Annotated in this window: 20 protein-coding genes; 10 read left to right on the plus strand and 10 right to left on the minus strand. The window is 69.5% G+C overall.

Features of this window, described 5'->3' with window-relative positions; genetic code table 11:
* Positions 1-79: 79 nt before the first annotated feature.
* The 4 genes from QC765_RS00935 to QC765_RS00950 are packed head-to-tail and all read left to right on the plus strand — an operon-like array spanning position 80 to position 3,427.
* Complete coding sequence (locus tag QC765_RS00935) at positions 80-1,015, plus strand: ABC transporter substrate-binding protein (protein ID WP_278312538.1); 936 nt, start codon at positions 80-82, stop codon at positions 1,013-1,015.
* Positions 1,012-2,082, plus strand: a complete 1,071-nt coding sequence (locus QC765_RS00940) for an ABC transporter ATP-binding protein (protein WP_278312539.1) — start codon at positions 1,012-1,014, stop codon at positions 2,080-2,082. Before QC765_RS00935 ends, QC765_RS00940 begins: the two co-directional genes overlap by 4 nt.
* Positions 2,079-2,768, plus strand: coding sequence for an ABC transporter permease (locus QC765_RS00945; protein WP_278312540.1), 690 nt, complete (start codon positions 2,079-2,081; stop codon positions 2,766-2,768). The genes QC765_RS00940 and QC765_RS00945 overlap by 4 nt, the downstream gene beginning before the upstream one ends.
* Entirely contained in the window at positions 2,690-3,427 is a 738-nt protein-coding gene (locus QC765_RS00950) for an ABC transporter permease (RefSeq protein ID WP_278312541.1), read from the plus strand. Before QC765_RS00945 ends, QC765_RS00950 begins: the two co-directional genes overlap by 79 nt.
* Positions 3,428-3,518: 91 nt before the next feature.
* Here the strand turns inward: QC765_RS00950 and thpD are convergent, their stop codons facing one another.
* The 7 genes from thpD to QC765_RS00985 form a co-directional block, all read right to left on the minus strand.
* Positions 3,519-4,442 carry an ectoine hydroxylase gene (thpD, locus tag QC765_RS00955; RefSeq protein WP_278312542.1) on the minus strand — a complete coding sequence of 308 codons (924 nt, stop codon included), beginning with the start codon at positions 4,440-4,442 and terminating at the stop codon, positions 3,519-3,521.
* A gap of 220 nt (positions 4,443-4,662) precedes the next feature.
* On the minus strand, positions 4,663-5,352 hold the full coding sequence (locus tag QC765_RS00960) for an urease accessory protein UreD (protein ID WP_278312543.1): 690 nt from the start codon (positions 5,350-5,352) through the stop codon (positions 4,663-4,665).
* Positions 5,342-6,034, minus strand: a complete 693-nt coding sequence (gene ureG / locus QC765_RS00965) for an urease accessory protein UreG (RefSeq protein WP_278312544.1) — start codon at positions 6,032-6,034, stop codon at positions 5,342-5,344. The genes QC765_RS00960 and ureG overlap by 11 nt, the downstream gene beginning before the upstream one ends.
* A gap of 68 nt (positions 6,035-6,102) precedes the next feature.
* A complete protein-coding gene (locus QC765_RS00970; protein ID WP_278312545.1) occupies positions 6,103-6,729 on the minus strand; it encodes an urease accessory protein UreF in 627 nt (208 codons plus the stop codon).
* 9 nt (positions 6,730-6,738) lie between these two features.
* Positions 6,739-8,472, minus strand: coding sequence for an urease subunit alpha (locus QC765_RS00975; protein WP_278312546.1), 1,734 nt, complete (start codon positions 8,470-8,472; stop codon positions 6,739-6,741).
* Entirely contained in the window at positions 8,469-8,783 is a 315-nt protein-coding gene (locus QC765_RS00980) for an urease subunit beta (protein ID WP_278312547.1), read from the minus strand. Before QC765_RS00980 ends, QC765_RS00975 begins: the two co-directional genes overlap by 4 nt.
* A gap of 10 nt (positions 8,784-8,793) precedes the next feature.
* On the minus strand, positions 8,794-9,096 hold the full coding sequence (locus QC765_RS00985) for an urease subunit gamma (RefSeq protein WP_278312548.1): 303 nt from the start codon (positions 9,094-9,096) through the stop codon (positions 8,794-8,796).
* Positions 9,097-9,292: 196 nt separating this feature from the next.
* Between QC765_RS00985 and QC765_RS00990 the strand changes: the two genes are divergently transcribed.
* The 5 genes from QC765_RS00990 to QC765_RS01010 all read left to right on the plus strand — a co-directional run bounded on the left by QC765_RS00990 (position 9,293) and on the right by QC765_RS01010 (position 13,281).
* Positions 9,293-9,748 carry a hypothetical protein gene (locus QC765_RS00990; RefSeq protein ID WP_278312549.1) on the plus strand — a complete coding sequence of 152 codons (456 nt, stop codon included), beginning with the start codon at positions 9,293-9,295 and terminating at the stop codon, positions 9,746-9,748.
* A complete protein-coding gene (locus QC765_RS00995; protein WP_278312550.1) occupies positions 9,741-10,058 on the plus strand; it encodes a winged helix-turn-helix domain-containing protein in 318 nt (105 codons plus the stop codon). The genes QC765_RS00990 and QC765_RS00995 overlap by 8 nt, the downstream gene beginning before the upstream one ends.
* A 27-nt stretch (positions 10,059-10,085) precedes the next feature.
* Positions 10,086-10,700 carry a LemA family protein gene (locus tag QC765_RS01000; RefSeq protein WP_278312551.1) on the plus strand — a complete coding sequence of 205 codons (615 nt, stop codon included), beginning with the start codon at positions 10,086-10,088 and terminating at the stop codon, positions 10,698-10,700.
* Positions 10,701-10,802: 102 nt separating this feature from the next.
* Positions 10,803-12,779, plus strand: a complete 1,977-nt coding sequence (locus QC765_RS01005) for a M48 family metallopeptidase (protein WP_278312552.1) — start codon at positions 10,803-10,805, stop codon at positions 12,777-12,779.
* A gap of 52 nt (positions 12,780-12,831) precedes the next feature.
* Complete coding sequence (locus QC765_RS01010) at positions 12,832-13,281, plus strand: SRPBCC family protein (RefSeq protein WP_278312553.1); 450 nt, start codon at positions 12,832-12,834, stop codon at positions 13,279-13,281.
* A 21-nt stretch (positions 13,282-13,302) separates the two neighbouring features.
* On the opposite strand, the gene QC765_RS01015 is transcribed toward QC765_RS01010, so the two are convergent.
* Positions 13,303-14,079 carry an SDR family oxidoreductase gene (locus tag QC765_RS01015; RefSeq protein WP_278312554.1) on the minus strand — a complete coding sequence of 259 codons (777 nt, stop codon included), beginning with the start codon at positions 14,077-14,079 and terminating at the stop codon, positions 13,303-13,305.
* Positions 14,080-14,222: 143 nt separating this feature from the next.
* Between QC765_RS01015 and QC765_RS01020 the strand changes: the two genes are divergently transcribed.
* Complete coding sequence (locus QC765_RS01020; RefSeq protein ID WP_278312555.1) at positions 14,223-15,470, plus strand: amidohydrolase; 1,248 nt, start codon at positions 14,223-14,225, stop codon at positions 15,468-15,470.
* Positions 15,471-15,481: 11 nt separating this feature from the next.
* On the opposite strand, the gene QC765_RS01025 is transcribed toward QC765_RS01020, so the two are convergent.
* Together QC765_RS01025 and QC765_RS01030 are read right to left on the minus strand one after the other, a co-directional pair.
* On the minus strand, positions 15,482-16,159 hold the full coding sequence (locus tag QC765_RS01025) for a GAP family protein (RefSeq protein WP_278312556.1): 678 nt from the start codon (positions 16,157-16,159) through the stop codon (positions 15,482-15,484).
* 80 nt (positions 16,160-16,239) lie between these two features.
* Positions 16,240-17,184 (minus strand): methionyl-tRNA formyltransferase, encoded by a 945-nt coding sequence (locus QC765_RS01030; RefSeq protein WP_278312557.1) that lies wholly within the window; start codon positions 17,182-17,184, stop codon positions 16,240-16,242.
* Positions 17,185-17,222 lie beyond the last annotated feature (38 nt).

The following is a 17,222-nucleotide window of genomic DNA, read 5'->3' on the forward strand; positions in this document are numbered from 1 at the left end:
CGGCAACTTCGCGCGTCCTCGTCGGTAACGGTGGAGGGTAGCGGGCATCCGGCCCGCTCACAGGCTAGGAGGCAAGCCCATGCATGGTGCCCGACGCAGTTTCCTCACCCGATCATTCGCGGGCGCAGCGGTTCTCGCGATCAGCGCGACGCTGGGCGCCTGCGTCGGGGAGGGTGGCAATCCGTTGACCGAGGGCGAGGGCAGCGGTGGCAGCGGGGATATCGTGGTGGGCTCGGCGAACTTCCCCGAGAGCGTGCTGCTCGCCGAGATCTATGCGCAGGCGCTCGAGGCGACGGGTGCCGAGGTGGAGCGGACCTACAACATCGGTAGCCGCGAGATCTACTACGGCCAGGTCGAGGCTGGCGCGATCAGCCTCATGCCCGAGTACAACGGGGCGCTGCTCGCCTACCTCGAGGAGGACGCGACGGCGCGGAGCACCGAGGAGATCAATGCCGCGCTCGCCGAGGCGCTCCCGGAGGGGCTCGAGATCCTTGATTCTGCCTCTGCCCAGAACGTCGATGCGCTGGTGGTCACCGAGGACACCGCGGACCGGTTCGATCTCGATACCATCGCGGATCTCGCACCCGTGGCCGGGGACATGCGCGTGGGCGCGGCCCCGGAGTTCGAGACGCGCGAGCAGGGCCTCGTGGGCATCGAGGAGACGTATGGGGTGGTGTTCGGGGAGTTCGTTTCCACCGACAACTCCGGGCCGCTGACGATCTCCGCGCTCGCGCGCGGCGATATCGATGTCGCCAACATCTATTCGACCGATCCGGCGCTGTCGTCCAGGCCTTTCGTGGTGCTCGAGGACACCGAGTCCGTGTTCGGCGCGCAGAACATCACGCCCCTGGTGTCGAAGGGAGCGCTCGGCGACGATGCGGTGGACCGCGCCAACGAGGTATCGGCGCAGTTGACCACCGATACCCTCGCCGGACTGCTGGCGTCGGTCATCACTGATCAGCGTGATGTCAACGAGGTCGCCGCCGAGTGGCTCGCTGAGCAAGGGCTCGCGTGATCCGCTTCGAGGGGGTGGGCAAGCGCTACCCCGATGGCACGACCGCCGTCGAGCACCTCGATCTCGAGGTTCCCGCGGGCACGTTGACGGTGCTAGTGGGGCCCTCGGGGTGCGGCAAGACGACATCGCTGCGCATGATCAACCGCATGGTCGAGCCCACCGACGGCCGGGTGCTCGTCGACGACGTCGATGTCGCCACGCGGCGCGCGCATGATCTGCGCCGTGGCATCGGCTACGTGATCCAGAATGCCGGGCTGTTCCCGCACCGGACGGTGCTCGACAACGTTGCGACAGTGCCTCGCCTGCTCGGGGACCGGCGATCGGTGGCGCGCAAGCGGGCGAGGGAGCTGCTCGAGCTCGTGGGGCTCACCGCCGGCCAGGGCGATCGCTACCCGGCGCAGCTCTCTGGCGGGCAGCAGCAGCGTGTCGGGGTGGCCCGGGCGCTCGCGGCCGACCCGCCGATCCTGCTGATGGACGAGCCATTCTCGGCGGTGGATCCGGTGGTGCGCGCTGATCTGCAGCGCGAGCTGCTGCGCTTGCAGGCCGAGCTGCGCAAGACGATCGTGCTGGTCACTCACGACATCGATGAGGCCATCACCCTCGGTGATCGGGTGGCGGTGCTGCGTCCCGGTGGTGTGCTAGCGCAGTACGCCGCGCCCGCCGAGTTGCTCGCGCGCCCCGCCGATCGCTTCGTCGAGCAGTTCCTCGGCGTCGATCGCGGGGTGCGGCTGCTGTCGTTCCATCCAGGCCGGGCACTGCCGCTGCGGGGCGAGAACGTGATCAAGGAGGGCGAGGCCGTGACAGGACCGTGGTGCCTTGTCGTCGATGCGGACTCGCGCCCCCTGGGCTGGCGACGGGGCGGCGGGGACTCCCTGCTGCCTATCGGGCATGGCTTCCGCCCGGCCACCGATACCCTCCGGGCGGCGCTGGACTCGGCGATGCTCTCCCCTGCCGGGCACGCGATCGGGCTCGACGACGAGGGCCGCGTCCTGGGCACCGCGAGCGCGGAGTCGATCGCCGAGCATGTGCGCGCGGTGCATGCCGCGAGCCTGGAGCCTGCCCGGTGAGCTGGCAGATCCCTTCGTACCTCGGTACCTTCACCGGGCTGCTGGGCGAGCACCTGCTGATGGCGCTCTCGGCCTCGCTGCTCGGCCTGGTGCTGTCGCTGCCGCTGGGCCTGGCATGCATCCGCTGGCCAGTGCTGTACGGCCCGGTCCTTGCTGTGGCGAGCGCCCTGTACGCAGTGCCGTCGCTGGCGTTCTTCGTGCTGCTCATCGCGTTCACCGGCATCGCGCCGCTCACGGTCATCATTCCGCTGGGCCTCTACACGCTCTCCGGGCTGGTGCCCAATGTCGTGGACGGGCTGCGGTCGGTGCCGGAAGTGGTGCGGCAGTCCGCCACCGCGATGGGCATGGGGCCGGCGCGGCGGCTGGTCGCGGTGGACCTTCCGATCGCGCTTCCAGCGGTGATGGCCGGGCTGCGCGTGGCAACGGTGGCCAATATCAGCATGGTCAGCGTGGGTGCCCTCATCGGGATGGGCGCGTTCGGGTCGTTGTTCACCGCGTCGGCACAGCTCGACCGGGTAGAGCTCGCGGTCATCGGGATCGTCGCCACCATCGGGATGGCTCTGGTGATCGACGTGATACTCGTGCTCGCGCAGCGCATGCTGACGCCGTGGACACGGGCGGGCACAGCCGGGCGGTGGGGCCCGAGGAAGGCGCTGGCAACGATCAAGCAGGGGGCGCGCGCGTGACGTCGCTGTGGTTCTCGCTTCAGGACTTCTTCTCCACGAGCAGCAACTGGTCGGGCCCATCGGGCATCCCGGCACGCGTGGGCGAGCATGCGGTGTACACGATCCTCGCTTGGCTGCTCGCCGCGGGGATCGCGGTGCCTATCGGCTTGTGGACGGGCCACAGTGGCCGCGCCGGGCTGCTCGTGGGTGCCACGGCGAACGCGGCGCGCGCGCTGCCCACCTATGGCGTGCTGGTGCTGCTCGTGGTGCTGCTGGGCATCGGGCTCGGACCAGTGCTGATCCCGCTGGTGGCCCTAGCGGTGCCGCCGATCCTGCTCAATACGTATGAGGGCGTGCGCGCGGTGCCCCCGACGACCACGGACGCTGCGCGGGGCATGGGCATGACGGGCCGGGAAGTGCTGTGGCAGGTCGAGCTGCCGATGGCGCTGCCGCTGATGCTCGTGGGATTGCGCACCGCGGCCGTGCAGGTCGTGGCGACCGCGACGATCGCGGCCGCGGTGAGCTTCGGCGGCATCGGCCGCTACATCATCGACGGGCTGGCGCGCCGTGACTACACCCTCGTGGTCGGCGGTGCCGTGCTCGCGATGGCCGCGTCGATCCTGGTGCTCGGGCTGTTCGTGGTGGCGCGGCGCGTGCTCGTCTCCCCGGGGCTGCGCTGATGGGGACTGCGCTGACCGAGCCGCAGGAACAGGAGCTCCCGGGGCCAGGGACGCGCGATGCGCCCCGGCCCCTGGTCGCTGCTCGGTGGGCTTACTCGAACGGTGTGCCGGTCTTGGGGGCGAGCGGGGTGAAGTCGCGGCTGCCGAGGTGCTCGGGGCGCGGACGTGTCCCCGCGAAGGGCTCCTCCAGGGTGTTCTCGACGCTGTTGAACACGATGAAGATGTTCGCGCGCGGATAGGGCGTGATGTTGTTGGCCGATCCGTGCATCGAGTTCGAGTCGAAGAACAGGGCGCTGCCCGCGGGGCCGGTGAACTGCTCGATGCCGAACTCGTAGGCGAGCTTGGTCACGGCCTCCTCGCTGGGCACGCCGACGCGCTGGGCCTGGAGGGATGACTTGTAGTTGTCCTTCGGGGTCTTTCCGGCGCACGGCACATATGTGCGGTGGGCGCCGGGCATGAGCATCAGACCGCCATTGAATGCGAAATTGTCGGTCAAGGCAATGGACATGCTTACCGCGCGCGGGGATGGCATTCCGTCCTCGGCGTGCCAGGTCTCGAAATCGGAATGCCAATAGAATCCGGTTCCTGCGAATCCTGGCATGCAATTGATCCGGCTTTGATGAATATAGACATCGGAGCCGAGGATCTGCCGGGCGCGGTCGAGGATGCGGGGGGTGCGGATGAGCTGGTCGATCAGCGGGCTGACCTCATGGACCGAGAAGATCGACCGCACGCGGTCGGAACCGCGTTCGCGCACGATCAGCTCGCTCTTTGCCAGCTCGGGGTCCGCCGCGAGCCGCTCCACCTCGGACCAGCAGTTCTGCACGTGTGCCGGGGTGATGAGCCCCTCTTCGATGTGGAATCCCTTGGATTCATAGCTCGCGAGGGCATCGGGGGTGAACGGGCCGGGCATGCGCTCGCCCCACACCGTGGGATGCGGCCGCGTCACGGGCCCGGACGGCGCGGCAAGGCGCGAGGGATAGAAATCTTCGACTGTATTCTGTGCGGTTGTCATGCTTGAACTCCTCCCAATAAATGGTTGGCCGAGAGGCGTTTCGGCCATAGGGCTAGCCTGACAGGACACACAATAACGCATTCAATGTCACGTGCCAAAGCGCTAGCCTTGATGCAAGAGGCATTTCCACGGGAATGCTCGTCTAAACATGATCCACGAAAGTCCGCGGGCGCAAGGACAAGGAAACCGGCCTTGCGCTGCGGGAACGTTGAACGATTGATCAGCCGCGCAGTGGGGGCAGCCGCTCCCCGATCCAGGTGGTGAGCGTTCCGCCATGCGGGAGGCCGAGCGCTGCGCGGGCCGCGCGGGGGTCGCCGTCGAGGACGCTCCTCCCGGTGTTGTGCTCGATCTGCTCGGGCGCGCGGCGGCCGAGCTCGAGCACGGAATCGAGCGCGGTGGCGGCGCCGAGCGCATCGCGGGCACCGAGCACCAGTGTGTGGGCGAGCACGGGGGTTCCGTCATCGAGGCGGGCGGTGGTGGTGCCCTGCCACGAGCCCTGCCCGGTCTCGCCGGTGCGGCCGATCTGGATGCGCTCGCTGATGCGGGCAGTCGCATCGGGCGCGGCCGTGATGGCCGTGGTGGTCTCGTGCACTGCGGTGCCGGCCACGATGGTGGGCTCGGGCACGAGGTCGAGGTGCGCTCCAGCACCGAGCTCGATGGTCCAGCGGGAGGTGGACCTGCTCGTCGCTCGGCCGGGCAGCGCCACGGTGGCCGCGACGGTACGGACGGCAAGGCGCGTCCCGGGGCCGAGCCGGAGAGTGATGTCGATGTGGTCGCCACCGAGCGGTGTGATGGCGGTGCCGATGAGATGCACCGTGGCGGGCCCGGTCTGGCGCACGGCGAGGCCCCCTAGGGCATGAATCCGGGGGCCCCGGCCCGCGCTGGCCTCGATGATCAGCTCAGTGCGCATGGACCTCGGTGAGCCTGCTGATCTGCGCGCGCACCCACTCCAGCACCGGCGTGGCCGCGGGATCCTCGGTGAGGGAGGTGAACGCGGTGGGCCTGCCCTCGCGGACTGCGCTGGCGTCGCGGTCCATGACGCCGAGATCGGCCCCGACCATGGGGGCGAGATCGGTCTTGTTGATCACCAGCAGGTCCGAATAGGTGACACCAGGCCCGCCCTTGCGGGGCACCTTGTCCCCGCCAGCAACATCGACGACGAAGATCTGCACATCGATCAGCCCCATCGAGAACGTGGCGGTGAGATTGTCGCCGCCGGACTCGACGAGGATCAGGTCAAGCGGGGGGTTCGCGTCGATCAGGTCGTCGATGGCGTCGAGGTTCGCAGTGATGTCGTCGCGGATCGCGGTGTGCGGGCAGCCACCGGTCTTGACGGCGGTGATGCGCTCGTCGGGCAGGACCGCGTTGCGGCGCAGGAAGTCCGCGTCCTCGGTGGTGTAGATGTCGTTGGTGAGCACGGCGAGGGACAGCTCGTCGCGCAGCTCGCGGCAGAGCGCGGCGACGAGCGCGGTCTTGCCGGAGCCCACGGGTCCGCCGATGCCGATGCGGACGGGCTCGCCGGGGGTGCGCTCGCGGCGGGCGCGCTCGGGGGCGTGGCTGTGGGGTTCTCCGCCCATCAGGTGCGGGGGCATGGGGTCGCTCCTTCGTCGTTGGTGCTGGCTCGGTGGTGCTAGGGCTGGCGGGGGTGATAGCTGGGGCGCTAGGAGACGAACAAGGGCATCTCGCGCTGGATGTGCCGCTCGGCGAGCACGTCGAGCAGGGGGTCAGAGAGGGCGTGCAGCCCAGTGGTGGCCTGGCGAGCAGTCTCGTCGCACAGCCCCGACAGCCCGAAGGTGATGATGGCGGCGTCGGCGGGGTCGAGGGCGAGGAGCCGCTGCGCGGCGGTGGCGGAGCTGGTCATCGTGGTGTAGATGACCGCGAGGGCTGCCTGGTGCGCATCGAGGTGGCACAGGCCCGCGACGATGCCGGTGATCACGGGCAGGTGGGGGCGGCGGCCGGTGCTGCTCCAGTCGTGGCCGGGCCAGGCGCGGCGGGCGAGGCGGGCAAAGCCGCGCCCCTGGGTCCTGGAGGCATCACGGGCCGCAGTGGACGGGGTGCGAGCATCGGTCTCGGCATCCGCCAGGCCCGGTTCCAGCCCGTTGACCACCGCTGCGGTGATCGACGCGGTGGTCAGGCCGGTGGTGCGGATGCGGCGGGCGAGGAATGCCTCGACAGTGGGCAGGTCGTGGACGATGCCGCTGGTGATGGCTTCCTCGATGCCGCCGGAGTGCACGTGGCCGCCGATGGGCAGGCGCGCGTCGGCGAGCGCGAGCAGGTCGGTGAGCATGCCGCGGGCCTAGAACAGGTTGTAGCGCTGGGCGAGCGGCAGCTCGGTGGCGGGCTCGGCCTCCCACACCTCGCCGTCGATGCGCACCTCGAAGGTATCGGGGTTGACCTCGATGCGCGGCATGGCGCTGTTGTGCGGCATGTGCTCCTTGCCGATCTGGCGGGCGCTGCTGACGGGGACAAGGCGGCGGTCGCAGGCGATGCGGCTCGAGAGGTGTGCGTCGAGCGCGGCGGGCGCGACGAAGTGCACCGAGGTGCCTGCCGCGACCTTGGGGTAGGCGCCGAACATGGGCCGGGGCAAGTAGGGCTGCGGCGTGGGGATCGAGGCATTGGCGTCGCCCATCGCGGCCCAGGCAATGGCGCCGCCCTTGATGACAAGATCGGGGCGGATGCCGAAGAAGGCCGGATCCCACAGGACGAGGTCCGCGAGCTTGCCGTTCTCGATGGAGCCGATCTCCCCGTCGAGGCCATGGGCGATGGCGGGGCAGATCGTGTACTTCGAGATGTAGCGGCGCACGCGATTGTTGTCCGCGGCGTTGTCGCCGCCCCCGTCGCCGGGTAGAGGGCCGCGGCGCACCTTCATCATGTGCGCGGACTGCCAGGTGCGGGAGATGACCTCGCCGACACGTCCCATGGCCTGCGAGTCACTGCCGATCATGGAGATGGCGCCAATGTCGTGGAGGAGGTCCTCGGCGGCGATGGTGGAGGGCCGGATGCGGGACTCGGCGAACGCGAGATCCTCGGGGATCGACGGGCTGAGGTGGTGGCAGACCATGAGCATGTCGAGGTGCTCGTCGACAGTGTTCCGGGTGAAGGGCCGCGTCGGGTTGGTGGAGCTCGGGAGCACGTTGGGGTGCGCGGCGACGGTGATGATGTCCGGCGCGTGGCCGCCGCCCGCGCCCTCGGTGTGGTAGGCATGGATGCTGCGGCCCTTGATGGCGCCGAGCGTGGACTCGACGTACCCGGCCTCGTTGAGGGTGTCGGAGTGCAGCGCCACCTGGATGCCGGATGCATCAGCGACGCGCAGGCAGGCATCGATCGCGGCGGGCGTGGAGCCCCAGTCCTCGTGGAGCTTGAGCCCGGACGCGCCCGCGCGGACCTGCTCCCACATCGCATCCTCGCTGACGGTGTTGCCGCGGCCGAGCAGGGCAATGTTCATCGGCCAGGCATCGAGGGCCTCGAGCATGCGGGCGAGATGCCAGGCGCCGGGGGTGACGGTGGTGGCCTTGGAGCCCTCCGCGGGCCCGGTGCCGCCTCCGATCATGGTGGTCAGCCCGGAGCTGATGCCTTCCTCGAGCAGCTGGGGGCAGATGAAGTGGACGTGGCAGTCGATGCCGCCCGCGGTGAGGATCTTGCCGTTTCCGGCGATGATCTCGGTGGACGGGCCGATGACGAGCGAGGGAGTGACCCCGTCCATGGTGTCGGGGTTGCCCGCCTTGCCGATGCCGCTGATGCGACCATCGCGGATGCCGACGTCGGCCTTGATGATGCCCCAGTGGTCGATGATGATCGCGCCGGTGATAACCGTGTCGGGAGCGCCGTCCACGCGGGTGACGCGACCCTGGCCCATGGACTCGCGGATGACCTTGCCACCGCCGAAGACTGCCTCGTCGCCTGCGCGCTCGGGGCCGCCGCTGCGGTCCTCGGTGATCTCGATGAACAGGCTGGTGTCAGCGAGGCGGACCTGGTCGCCAGCTGTCGGGCCAAAGAGCTCGGCGTAGCGGGCGCGGCTGATCGACGTCATGAGCGGTCCAGCTTTCCGGGTGGGGTGAGGCTGAGCCCGTGCACCTCGCGGGCTCCTCCGATGGCGACGAGGGACACGGCGTGGGCGAGGCCAGGCTCGAAGCGCACGGCCGTGCCGGCGGGGACGTCGAGGCGGTAGCCGTGGGCGGCAGCACGATCGAAGCGCAGGGACTCATTGGCCTGCGGGAAGTGGAAGTGGCTGCCGACCTGGATGGGGCGATCGCCGTCGTTGGTCACCTCGAGGGTGATGCGGGGCGCACCGGGGCTGAGCTCGATCTCGCCGGGCGCGGTGCGGATCTCTCCGGGAATCATGGGGTGCTCCTCAGGAGATGGGGTGGTGGACGGTCACTAGCTTGGTGCCGTCGGGGAAGGTGGCCTCGACCTGTACGTCGTGGATCATCTCGGGCACGCCTTCCATTACCTGCTCGCGGCCGAGGACCTCCCGGCCCGATGCCATGAGCTCGGCGACGGTGCGACCGTCGCGAGCGCCCTCGAGCACGTGGTCGGTGAGGATCGCGATCGCCTCGGGGTAGTTCAGGACAAGGCCGCGCTGCTGGCGGCGGCGCGCTACCTCGGCGGCGTAGCTGATCATCAGGCGTTCCTGCTCGTGCGGCGTCAGGCGCATGGATCCTCCTCGATGCCGGGCTGCGGCCGGGCTAGGCGATGGCAACGACGTTAGCAGCCTCGACGGCACCCGAAAGGGGCGAGCCGGGCCCTCGATGGGGTTGCGCGGGAGGGATTTACGCAGGGTTAACAGCGAGGTAGCAGTTGGCGCCAATTTTTCACTTGCCACTCTGGAAAGTACTTGCCATACTCGAACCATGGACAACATGAACCGTGGGGTGCCACCTTCCCCGACCGAGGCCGACCGGCTCCTCGCTGAGGCCCGCCTCCTCGCCCGCTCGAGCCACGACGCCGCCTGGCCCTGGATAGCCTTCCTGCTCGGCCTCGGTGCTACCACTTCCATGGCCTTCCTGGCCTTCGGGACGACCACCCGCCCCGATGCGCCCACGGCCGGAAATACCGCGGTGGTGCTTGGCATGCTCGCGTGGGTCGGCGTGCTGATGGCGTTTGCCATGGGCCGGGCACGCGGGGCGAGGCGCGGGTTCGGGCGCCGCTGGATCCTCTACATCACCGCCTGGGCCGCCACCTACATGGTCGGCTTGCTCATCGGCAGCGTCTGGTTCGCCGGCAGCCTGGCCTACTGGGCGATCGCTGCCACCGCGGTGGGCCTGGCCTGCATCGCTGGCGCGGTCGTGGAGTCGCGCCGTGGATGACGCGCCCGCCCCGCACCCGCGCGCCCGGCTCGTCGATCTCCTCCACCATCCCGTCCGGTTCTCGCTGGCCGCGGCGCTCGCGCACGCCGACTCGATGGAGTTCCGCGAAGCCCGGGACCTTCTGCAGGTCTCCGACTCCGTGCTGAGCAAGCAGGCATCGCAGCTCGAGGAGGCAGGACTGGTGCGGATCAGGAAGGGACACGTGGGAAAGCGGCCGCGCACGTGGCTCTCGCTCACGCCAGAGGGCCACGAGAAGTGGGCCCAGCACCTGCAGGCACTGCAAGACATCGCCGAAGGGCCCGTGCCGTGAGACGATTGTGCGGAACCCAATCCGTACATGAAGGGGATTGCCGTGGGAATCCTGATCGCAGTCATCGTGCTGGTCGTCATTGTCATCGCCGTCCTGGGCTTCTGGGTCATGAGCATCTACAACGGGCTCGTCACCCGGCGCAATGGCTACCAGAACGCGTTCGCCCAGATCGACGTGCAGCTCACGCGCCGCCACGATCTCATCCCGAACCTCGTGGAGACCGCCAAGGGCTACATCAAGCATGAGCGCGAGACCCTCGAGGGCGTCATCCAGGCCCGCAACAGTGCCGTGACCGCGCAGAACTCCGCGCGCCAGGCGCCGGGCGACCCGCAGGCGATGGGCGAGCTCTCGGGCGCGGAGAACCAGCTGACCCAGTCGCTCGGGCGCATGTTCGCCCTGTCCGAGGCCTACCCGGACCTCAAGGCGAACCAGAACATGATGCAGCTCTCGGAGGAGCTCACCTCCACCGAGAACCGGGTCGCGTTCGCCCGCCAGGCATTCAACGATGCCGTCACCGCCTACAACATCAAGCGGGAGGTCTTCCCGGGCAGCGTTATCGCCGGGATGTTCAACTTCCAGCCCGCCGCGCTGCTCGAGGCCGAGGGCCCAGAGACGCGCGAGGTCCCGAAGATCTCCTTCTAGGCCACACGCGCGCTCGCGCCGCGCTGCCCGGCAGCGCGGCGCCCCGCGTCCGTCCCCAGCAGGACGTTCCGCCCCACCACCCCGCGCAGATGAGGGTCAACCATGAACTTCTTCGAACGCCAGATCGAGGTCCGCAAGTCCTCCCGGCGCCTCGTGCTGCTGTTCATCCTTGCGGTGATCTCGATCATCGTGGTGATCAACGTCGTGATCGGGGGCATGTCGATCGCCAACGGGGCAACGCCCGCCGAGGTGGCAACGCTCGCTGTGGTGGTCTCGATCGCCACCGCCGCGATCATCGGCGGCGTCTCGCTCGTGCGCACGCTCATGCTGCGCAATGGCGGAGGGCCCGCGGTCGCCCGCAGCGTTGGCGCGGTCCCCGTGCCGGAGAACACCACTGATCCGCGCCTGCGCCGCTACCGCAACGTCGTCGAGGAGATCGCGATCGCCTCCTCCACCCCGGTGCCGGAGCTGTTCATCATGCCCAACGAGCGCGGCATCAATGCGTTCGCCGCGGGCTACAGCCCCAACGATGCCGCCATCGCCGTGACCGCCGGTGCGCTCGAGCGGCTCAACCGCGATGAGCTGCAGGGCGTCATCGCCCACGAGTTCGCCCACGTCGTCAACGGCGATATGCGCTTGAACATCCGGCTCATCGGCGTGCTGTTCGGCATCACCGCGCTCGCGATCGTCGGGCGGCTCGCCTTCTACGCGGGCGGCTCGGGCCGCTCGAGCAAGAACAGCAATACCGTTCCCATCGTCCTCGTCGGCCTGGTGGTCATGGCGGCGGGCTACATCGGCGTGTTCTTCGGGCGCCTCATCAAGGCGGCGGTGTCCCGGCAGCGCGAGCACCTCGCCGACGCCTCCGCGGTGCAGTTCACCCGGCAGACCGAGGGGCTCGCGGGCGCGCTGAAGAAGATCGGCGGCCTCGATGGGGGCTCGCGGCTGCGCTCCGCCAAGGCCGAGGACGTCAGCCACATGCTGTTCGGCGAGGGCCTGCGGTTCTCGTCGATGTTCGCCACCCATCCCCCGCTCGTCGAGCGCATCAAGCTGCTCGAGCCCGGGTTCGACGAGCAGCGGCTCGAATCGCTGCGCAGCCAGTGGCGCTCGGCCCCGCCCAACGGGCTCGAGGAGGACCAGCGCCTCGGCCTCGCGGCCCCGCAGGACGGCATGCCCGCGCAATCCCCCCGCCAGGCCCAGCCACAAGCAGCGCCTCCGTCGACCCGCGCGCAGGCGGGCCAGGTTCCGCCTCGGCGCGTGCAGGTCGATGCCCAGCAGGTCGTCGAGCGCATCGGCGACCCCACCGCGGACTCCTATGAGCACGGCCAGGCGCTGCGCCGGGCGCTGCCCGAGCCGCTCGTCGAGCAGGCACACGACCCCGAGGGGGTGATTGCCCTGGTGTGCGGGATGCTTCTCTCCGCAGACCAGCGCGTGCGTGCCGCCCAGCACCAGATCCTCGCCCAGCGGCTCGGTCCCGGTCTCGCGGATGCCGCCTGGCACAGTGGCACGGCCACCACCAGCCTCGATCCCCGGCTGCGCCTCCCCGTCGTGGAGATCGCCTTCCCCGCGCTGCGCCACCGCTCCCCCGACGAGCTCGAGCGCCTCATGGCGGTGCTCAGCGAGCTGATCGGCGCTGATGGGCAGGTGAGCGTGTTCGAGTACAGCCTGGGCACGCTGGTGTTCACGGGCTTGCACGAATCGATGCACCACAAGCCGTCCTGGAGCGGCAAGCGGCAGGACCTGCGGTCGGCGGCCCCGGCGATCGCGATGCTGCTGGCCGTCCTCGCGCGGGTGGGCAACCCGGATCCCGGCGAGGCCGAGGCGGCTTACGACTCCGGGCTGGCCACGATCCTGCCCGGCACGGGCCTCGCGTTCTCGCTGCCCCCGGAGGGCGTGATCGCGCTCGAGCAGGCGTGGCCGGTGCTTGATGGGCTGCGCGGAAAGGACAAGGCCCGGCTCGTCGAGGCGCTCGTCACCGTTGTGCTGCATGACCAGCACCTCACCGTCGAGGAGGGCGAGCTCGTGCGCGCGGTGTGCGCGGTGCTGCACTGCCCCGTCCCACCGCTCGGCGCGATGTCCTGAGCGCAGGTAGCGTGGGAGCCGCATCCCCCGCGAACCTTGTTGGAAGGACCCCATGAACGGCAACACGATCTCCGTCGAGCGTGTCATCGACGCCGAGCCCGCCCGCATCTTCGCGTTGCTCGCCGACGCCTCGAAGCATTCGGAATTCGATGGCTCAGGCACCGTGCAGGGCACGCGCGGCGGCGCCAGGCCGCTCGAGCTGGGGTCCCGGTTCGGGATGTCGATGAAGTGGGGCGTCGCCTACTCGACGGTCAACACCGTCATCGAGCTCGAGCCGCAGCAGCGCATCGCCTGGCAGACCACCGGATTCGGCGGGCTCGTCGGTGGCCGTATCTGGCGCTATGAGCTCGAGCCCGTCGACGGGGGCACGCTGGTGCGCGAGACGTGGGACATCTCCGAGGACAAGCAGCGCTTCCTGCTCAAGCGGAGCTCGATCCCCGGCGTCACCGAGGCCAACATCACGCGAACCCTGGAGCGGTTGGCGCAGGCTGTTTCCAGCTAGGCCCACCGCGCCCCTGCCGGATTACCGGGCGAGGTAGTCCGCGTAGGTTCCCTGTCCTACCGCGTTGGCCGGGCACAGCAGCTTGCCCTCATTGATCGCGGCGCCGATCCTGCCCGGGACGGGCACCACGATGATCTTCTTGCGGCGGGCCTGGCCCGCTCCGGAGTCGCTCGCCCGGGCCGCGAAGTACTGCTCGGCGAGCTGCTCGATCGTGGTCTCCTCGGGTCCGCCCATATCCTCGGCCCTGCCGTCCACCGGGTCCTCGGCGAGCTCGACGAGCCGGGCGGCGACCTCGCGCGCCTCGATCGGCTGGATCCGCGCGCCCGGGACCACTACTACCGGAAGGCGCTTCTGCGCCCGGAACAGCATGGTCGGCAGATCATGGAACTGGGTGGCTCGCAGGATGGTGTGCGGCAGCCGCGATCCCTCGATGAGCCGCTCGACGAGCACCTTGCGCTTGTAGTACGGCATCGGCACCTCATCGATCCCGACGATGGAGATGTAGATCAGCCGCGGCGTGCCCGATTTCCGCGCCGCCTCGATCAGGCAGGTGGCCTGCTTGGCGTCGCTTGTGCCTTGCTTGGCCGTGGCGGAGGCGCAGTGGATGATCGTGTCGACTCCGGTGACAGCGGCCTCGATGCCCACTCCCGTCGCGAGATCACCCAGTGCCCATTCCGCGCCACCTGCGCGCTCGGGCTGGGCCTTGCGGCTGAGGGCGCGGACCGCGTGCCCGCGCGCTACCAGCTGATCGACGACGTGCGCCCCTAGTGTCCCGGTACCGCCCGTGACGAGGATCATGCTGTTTCTCCTTGGTGACCCACTGCTGCTGCGCTCGGTTGCTCCTGCTCATTGTGCACCAAGGAAGGCGGGCGCGGGGCCCGGGCTGATCGTGCCGCGCCAAGTTGGCACCGGGGGATGCGGTGGCTGGCAGACTGGCTGGCGTGAGCCCCGGCGAGAATCTGAGCAGTGGCAGCATCGTCGTTCGCGGTGGAACCGTGCTGACGATGGATGACGACGCGACGGTGATCGAGGATTCCTCGATCCTGGTGCGCGATGGCCGCATCGCCTCGATCGGTAGCGAGGGCGACGGCTCCCCCGTGGCGGGCGATACGGTGATCGACGCCTCCGGCTGCGTGATCCTGCCCGGGTTCGCCAATGCCCACACGCATCTCGCGATGACACTGTTCCGGGGCCTTGCCGACGATGTGGACCTGCAATCGTTCCTCGAGCGCGTGGTGGGCGAGGAATCCCGCACGCTCACCCCCGAGCGGGTCCATCACGGCGTGGCCGATGCGTGCCGGGAGTCCCTGCTCGCTGGCACCACCGATGCCCTCGACATGTATTGGTTCCCGGATAGTGCTGTGAAGGCGGGCGTCGATCTGGGGCTGCGCGTGCACACCGGCGAGGCCTTCGCGGGCTTTCCCACTCCCGAGCGGCGATCCGTGGAGGAGAAGCTCGACGCGCTCACCGCCGCCGGGGAGCGGGTGCCCTGGCTGATGCCGCACAGCGTGTACGCGCTCGACGATGCGCAGCTGCGCCGTATCGCCGGGACCGCCGAGCAGCTCGGTTCGCGCATCCACGTCCACGCCGCGGAGAACGCCGGGGAGCTCGAGCTCGTGCGGGAGCAGCATGGTGCCACCCCGATCGAGGTGCTCGCCCGGACGGGCCTGCTCACCTCCCGCACCGTCATCGCCCACGCCGTGCACCTGACGGCCACCGATATCGCCCTGATCGCCGAGGCGGGCGCCACGGTCGCGCATTGCCCGTGGTCGAACCTCAAGCTCGCATCCGGGGTGGCGCCGGTGCGCGCGCTGCTCGACGCCGGGGTGCGGGTAGCCCTGGGCACTGATGGCGCGGTGAGCAGCAACAGCCTGGACATGTGGAGCACGCTGCGGCTCGCGGCGGTGCTGCACAAGAACCGCGAGAATGATCCGGCGACCCTCGGGGCGCGGGCGGTGCTGGCGATGGCCACTCGTCACGGCGCGGAGGCGCTCGGCATCCGAGGAGGCGGAGTCCTCGCCGAGGGCCATTCCGCGACGATGCAGATCGTGGATCTCTCGGGGCCGCATCACGCGGGCCTGGGGGATGCGTGGTCGGAGCTGGTGTACTCGGCGCGGCCGGGCGATGTGCGCGATGTCCTGGTCGATGGCGAGATCGTGGTGCGGGACCGGCGCCTCGCGCGCGAGTAGCGTGCCCGTGCTCAGAGCAGGTGCTGGCGGTGCACGAGCGCGTCAAGGATCAGGAGCGCTCCGGCGACGAGGAAGATGATGCGCACCGCTCGCGGTCCATACCGGGTGATGAACCGGGCCACCGTGAGGTAGCGGCGCCGTGCCGCGGACGAGGTGCGGGTGCCCATGACCAGCACGATGATCGGCGGGATGAGCGCCACGAGGCAGTAGGTGATCACGATGACCGGCCACCAGAACGGCAGGGGCTGGTGGGCGGCGATCATGGCGAGGCCCGCGAGGTAGGGCACGGCGGTGGGTGCCTGCGCCAGGCCGATGGCCACGCCGATGGTGAGCAGCAGGGCCGGGTTGCGGCGCACGCGGACCGCCCAGGAGGGTGGCGGGCGATCGGAGGAGGGGATCAGGGCCACGGCGATGAGGATCACGCCGATCGCGAGCTCGCCCCAGTAGCGCAGTGCCGGTGTCATGGTGAGTCCGGCACGATCGGCGAGCGTGCTGAACCCGAGCACGGTCAGCAGGCCGAACGCGGTGGTCATGGCGAACACGCCTAGCAGGAAGCTGATGCCCCCAGGGACCGGGGAGCGGCGGGCGAGGCGGGCGTCGTAGATGATCGCGGAGATCGCGCCGACGAGCAGCACGTCGAGGGAGTCGAGCAGCGCGAACCCGGCAAGGGCGAGGACCAGCGGCGTCATCGCCGGGCCGGATGGGGGTCGCGGATGCTCACCCGGCCCAGCCTAGTCGGCCACGTGGAGCGCCGTGCCAGGGTTCACTCTCAGGGGTGGCGGGTGAGGTATCCGCCACCGTGGGGGAAGCATTCGCGGCCGGTCAGCTCGGTGCCGTCGTCGAGCCGCACGCGGTTGATGACGAGGCCGTTGTTGCGGCCGCTCCAGGGCTCGGGACCGGTGACGATGACCATGCCATCGCCCTCGTGGATGAAGATGCGCCCGGGGGTGCCGCCGTAGTGACCGGTGGATACGGCTGCCTCGATGATGCGCAGTCGTTCTCCCTTGTGGAAGGTGAAGGCGTTCGGGTAGGGGTCGGACTGGGCGCGGACGAGCCGCTCGAGGACCTCGGCGGGCCAGTTCCAGTCGATGCGGCTGTCCTCGATGGAGCGCTTGTGGAAGAAGGTGGCCTGCGAGCGGTCCTGCGGGGTGTAGGTGGCGGTGCCGTTCTCTATGCGCTCGAGGGCGTCGAGGGTGATGGGGCCGATCATGTCGACGGTGCGGTGGAACAGGTCGGTGACGGTGTCGCGGGGACCGACGGCGGTGGCGCGCTGCAGGACGATGGGGCCCGCGTCGAGCTCGTCGTCCATCATGTGCGCGGTGAGGCCGACTTCCTTCTCCCCGTTGATGACCGCCCAGATCAGTGGCGAGAATCCGGTGTACTTGGGCAGCAGCGAGTCGTGGATGTTGAGGGTGCCGTGGCGGGGGCCGTTGAACACCTCGGGGGGCAGCCAGGTGCGCCAGTTATTGGCCACGATGATGTCGGGCTGGGCGGCGGCGAGGGCGTCGCGGAACGCTGCGTCGGGCTTGGTGGCGAGGTGGACGGGGATGCCGTTCTGGGTGGCGAGATCGGCGACGGAGTCGGCCCACATGGTCTCGTAGATGTGGTCGGACTGGGGGTGGGTGATGGCGAGGACGACGTCGTGGTCGGACTTGATGAGGGCTTCGAGGGTCCGGTGCCCCCAGGTCTGGTATCCGAGCGTGGCGACGCGCACGTGGCTCCCCTGATCGTGGTTGGTGTGGGTCTGGTTCG

Source organism: Hoyosella levis (genome assembly GCF_026008515.1).
Lineage (GTDB): Bacteria > Actinomycetota > Actinomycetes > Mycobacteriales > Mycobacteriaceae > Lolliginicoccus > Lolliginicoccus levis.

Coding starts and splice junctions, on each gene's coding strand:
- QC765_RS00935 (WP_278312538.1), top strand. CDS start 80: ATGCATGGTGCCCGACGCAGTTTCCTCACCCGATCATTCGCGGGCGCA.
- thpD (WP_278312542.1), bottom strand. CDS start 4,442: ATGACAACCGCACAGAATACAGTCGAAGATTTCTATCCCTCGCGCCTT.
- QC765_RS00960 (WP_278312543.1), bottom strand. CDS start 5,352: ATGCGCACTGAGCTGATCATCGAGGCCAGCGCGGGCCGGGGCCCCCGG.
- ureG (WP_278312544.1), bottom strand. CDS start 6,034: ATGCCCCCGCACCTGATGGGCGGAGAACCCCACAGCCACGCCCCCGAG.
- QC765_RS00970 (WP_278312545.1), bottom strand. CDS start 6,729: ATGCTCACCGACCTGCTCGCGCTCGCCGACGCGCGCCTGCCCATCGGC.
- QC765_RS00975 (WP_278312546.1), bottom strand. CDS start 8,472: ATGACGTCGATCAGCCGCGCCCGCTACGCCGAGCTCTTTGGCCCGACA.
- QC765_RS00980 (WP_278312547.1), bottom strand. CDS start 8,783: ATGATTCCCGGAGAGATCCGCACCGCGCCCGGCGAGATCGAGCTCAGC.
- QC765_RS00985 (WP_278312548.1), bottom strand. CDS start 9,096: ATGCGCCTGACGCCGCACGAGCAGGAACGCCTGATGATCAGCTACGCC.
- QC765_RS00990 (WP_278312549.1), top strand. CDS start 9,293: ATGGACAACATGAACCGTGGGGTGCCACCTTCCCCGACCGAGGCCGAC.
- QC765_RS01000 (WP_278312551.1), top strand. CDS start 10,086: ATGAAGGGGATTGCCGTGGGAATCCTGATCGCAGTCATCGTGCTGGTC.
- QC765_RS01005 (WP_278312552.1), top strand. CDS start 10,803: ATGAACTTCTTCGAACGCCAGATCGAGGTCCGCAAGTCCTCCCGGCGC.
- QC765_RS01010 (WP_278312553.1), top strand. CDS start 12,832: ATGAACGGCAACACGATCTCCGTCGAGCGTGTCATCGACGCCGAGCCC.
- QC765_RS01015 (WP_278312554.1), bottom strand. CDS start 14,079: ATGATCCTCGTCACGGGCGGTACCGGGACACTAGGGGCGCACGTCGTC.
- QC765_RS01025 (WP_278312556.1), bottom strand. CDS start 16,159: ATGACGCCGCTGGTCCTCGCCCTTGCCGGGTTCGCGCTGCTCGACTCC.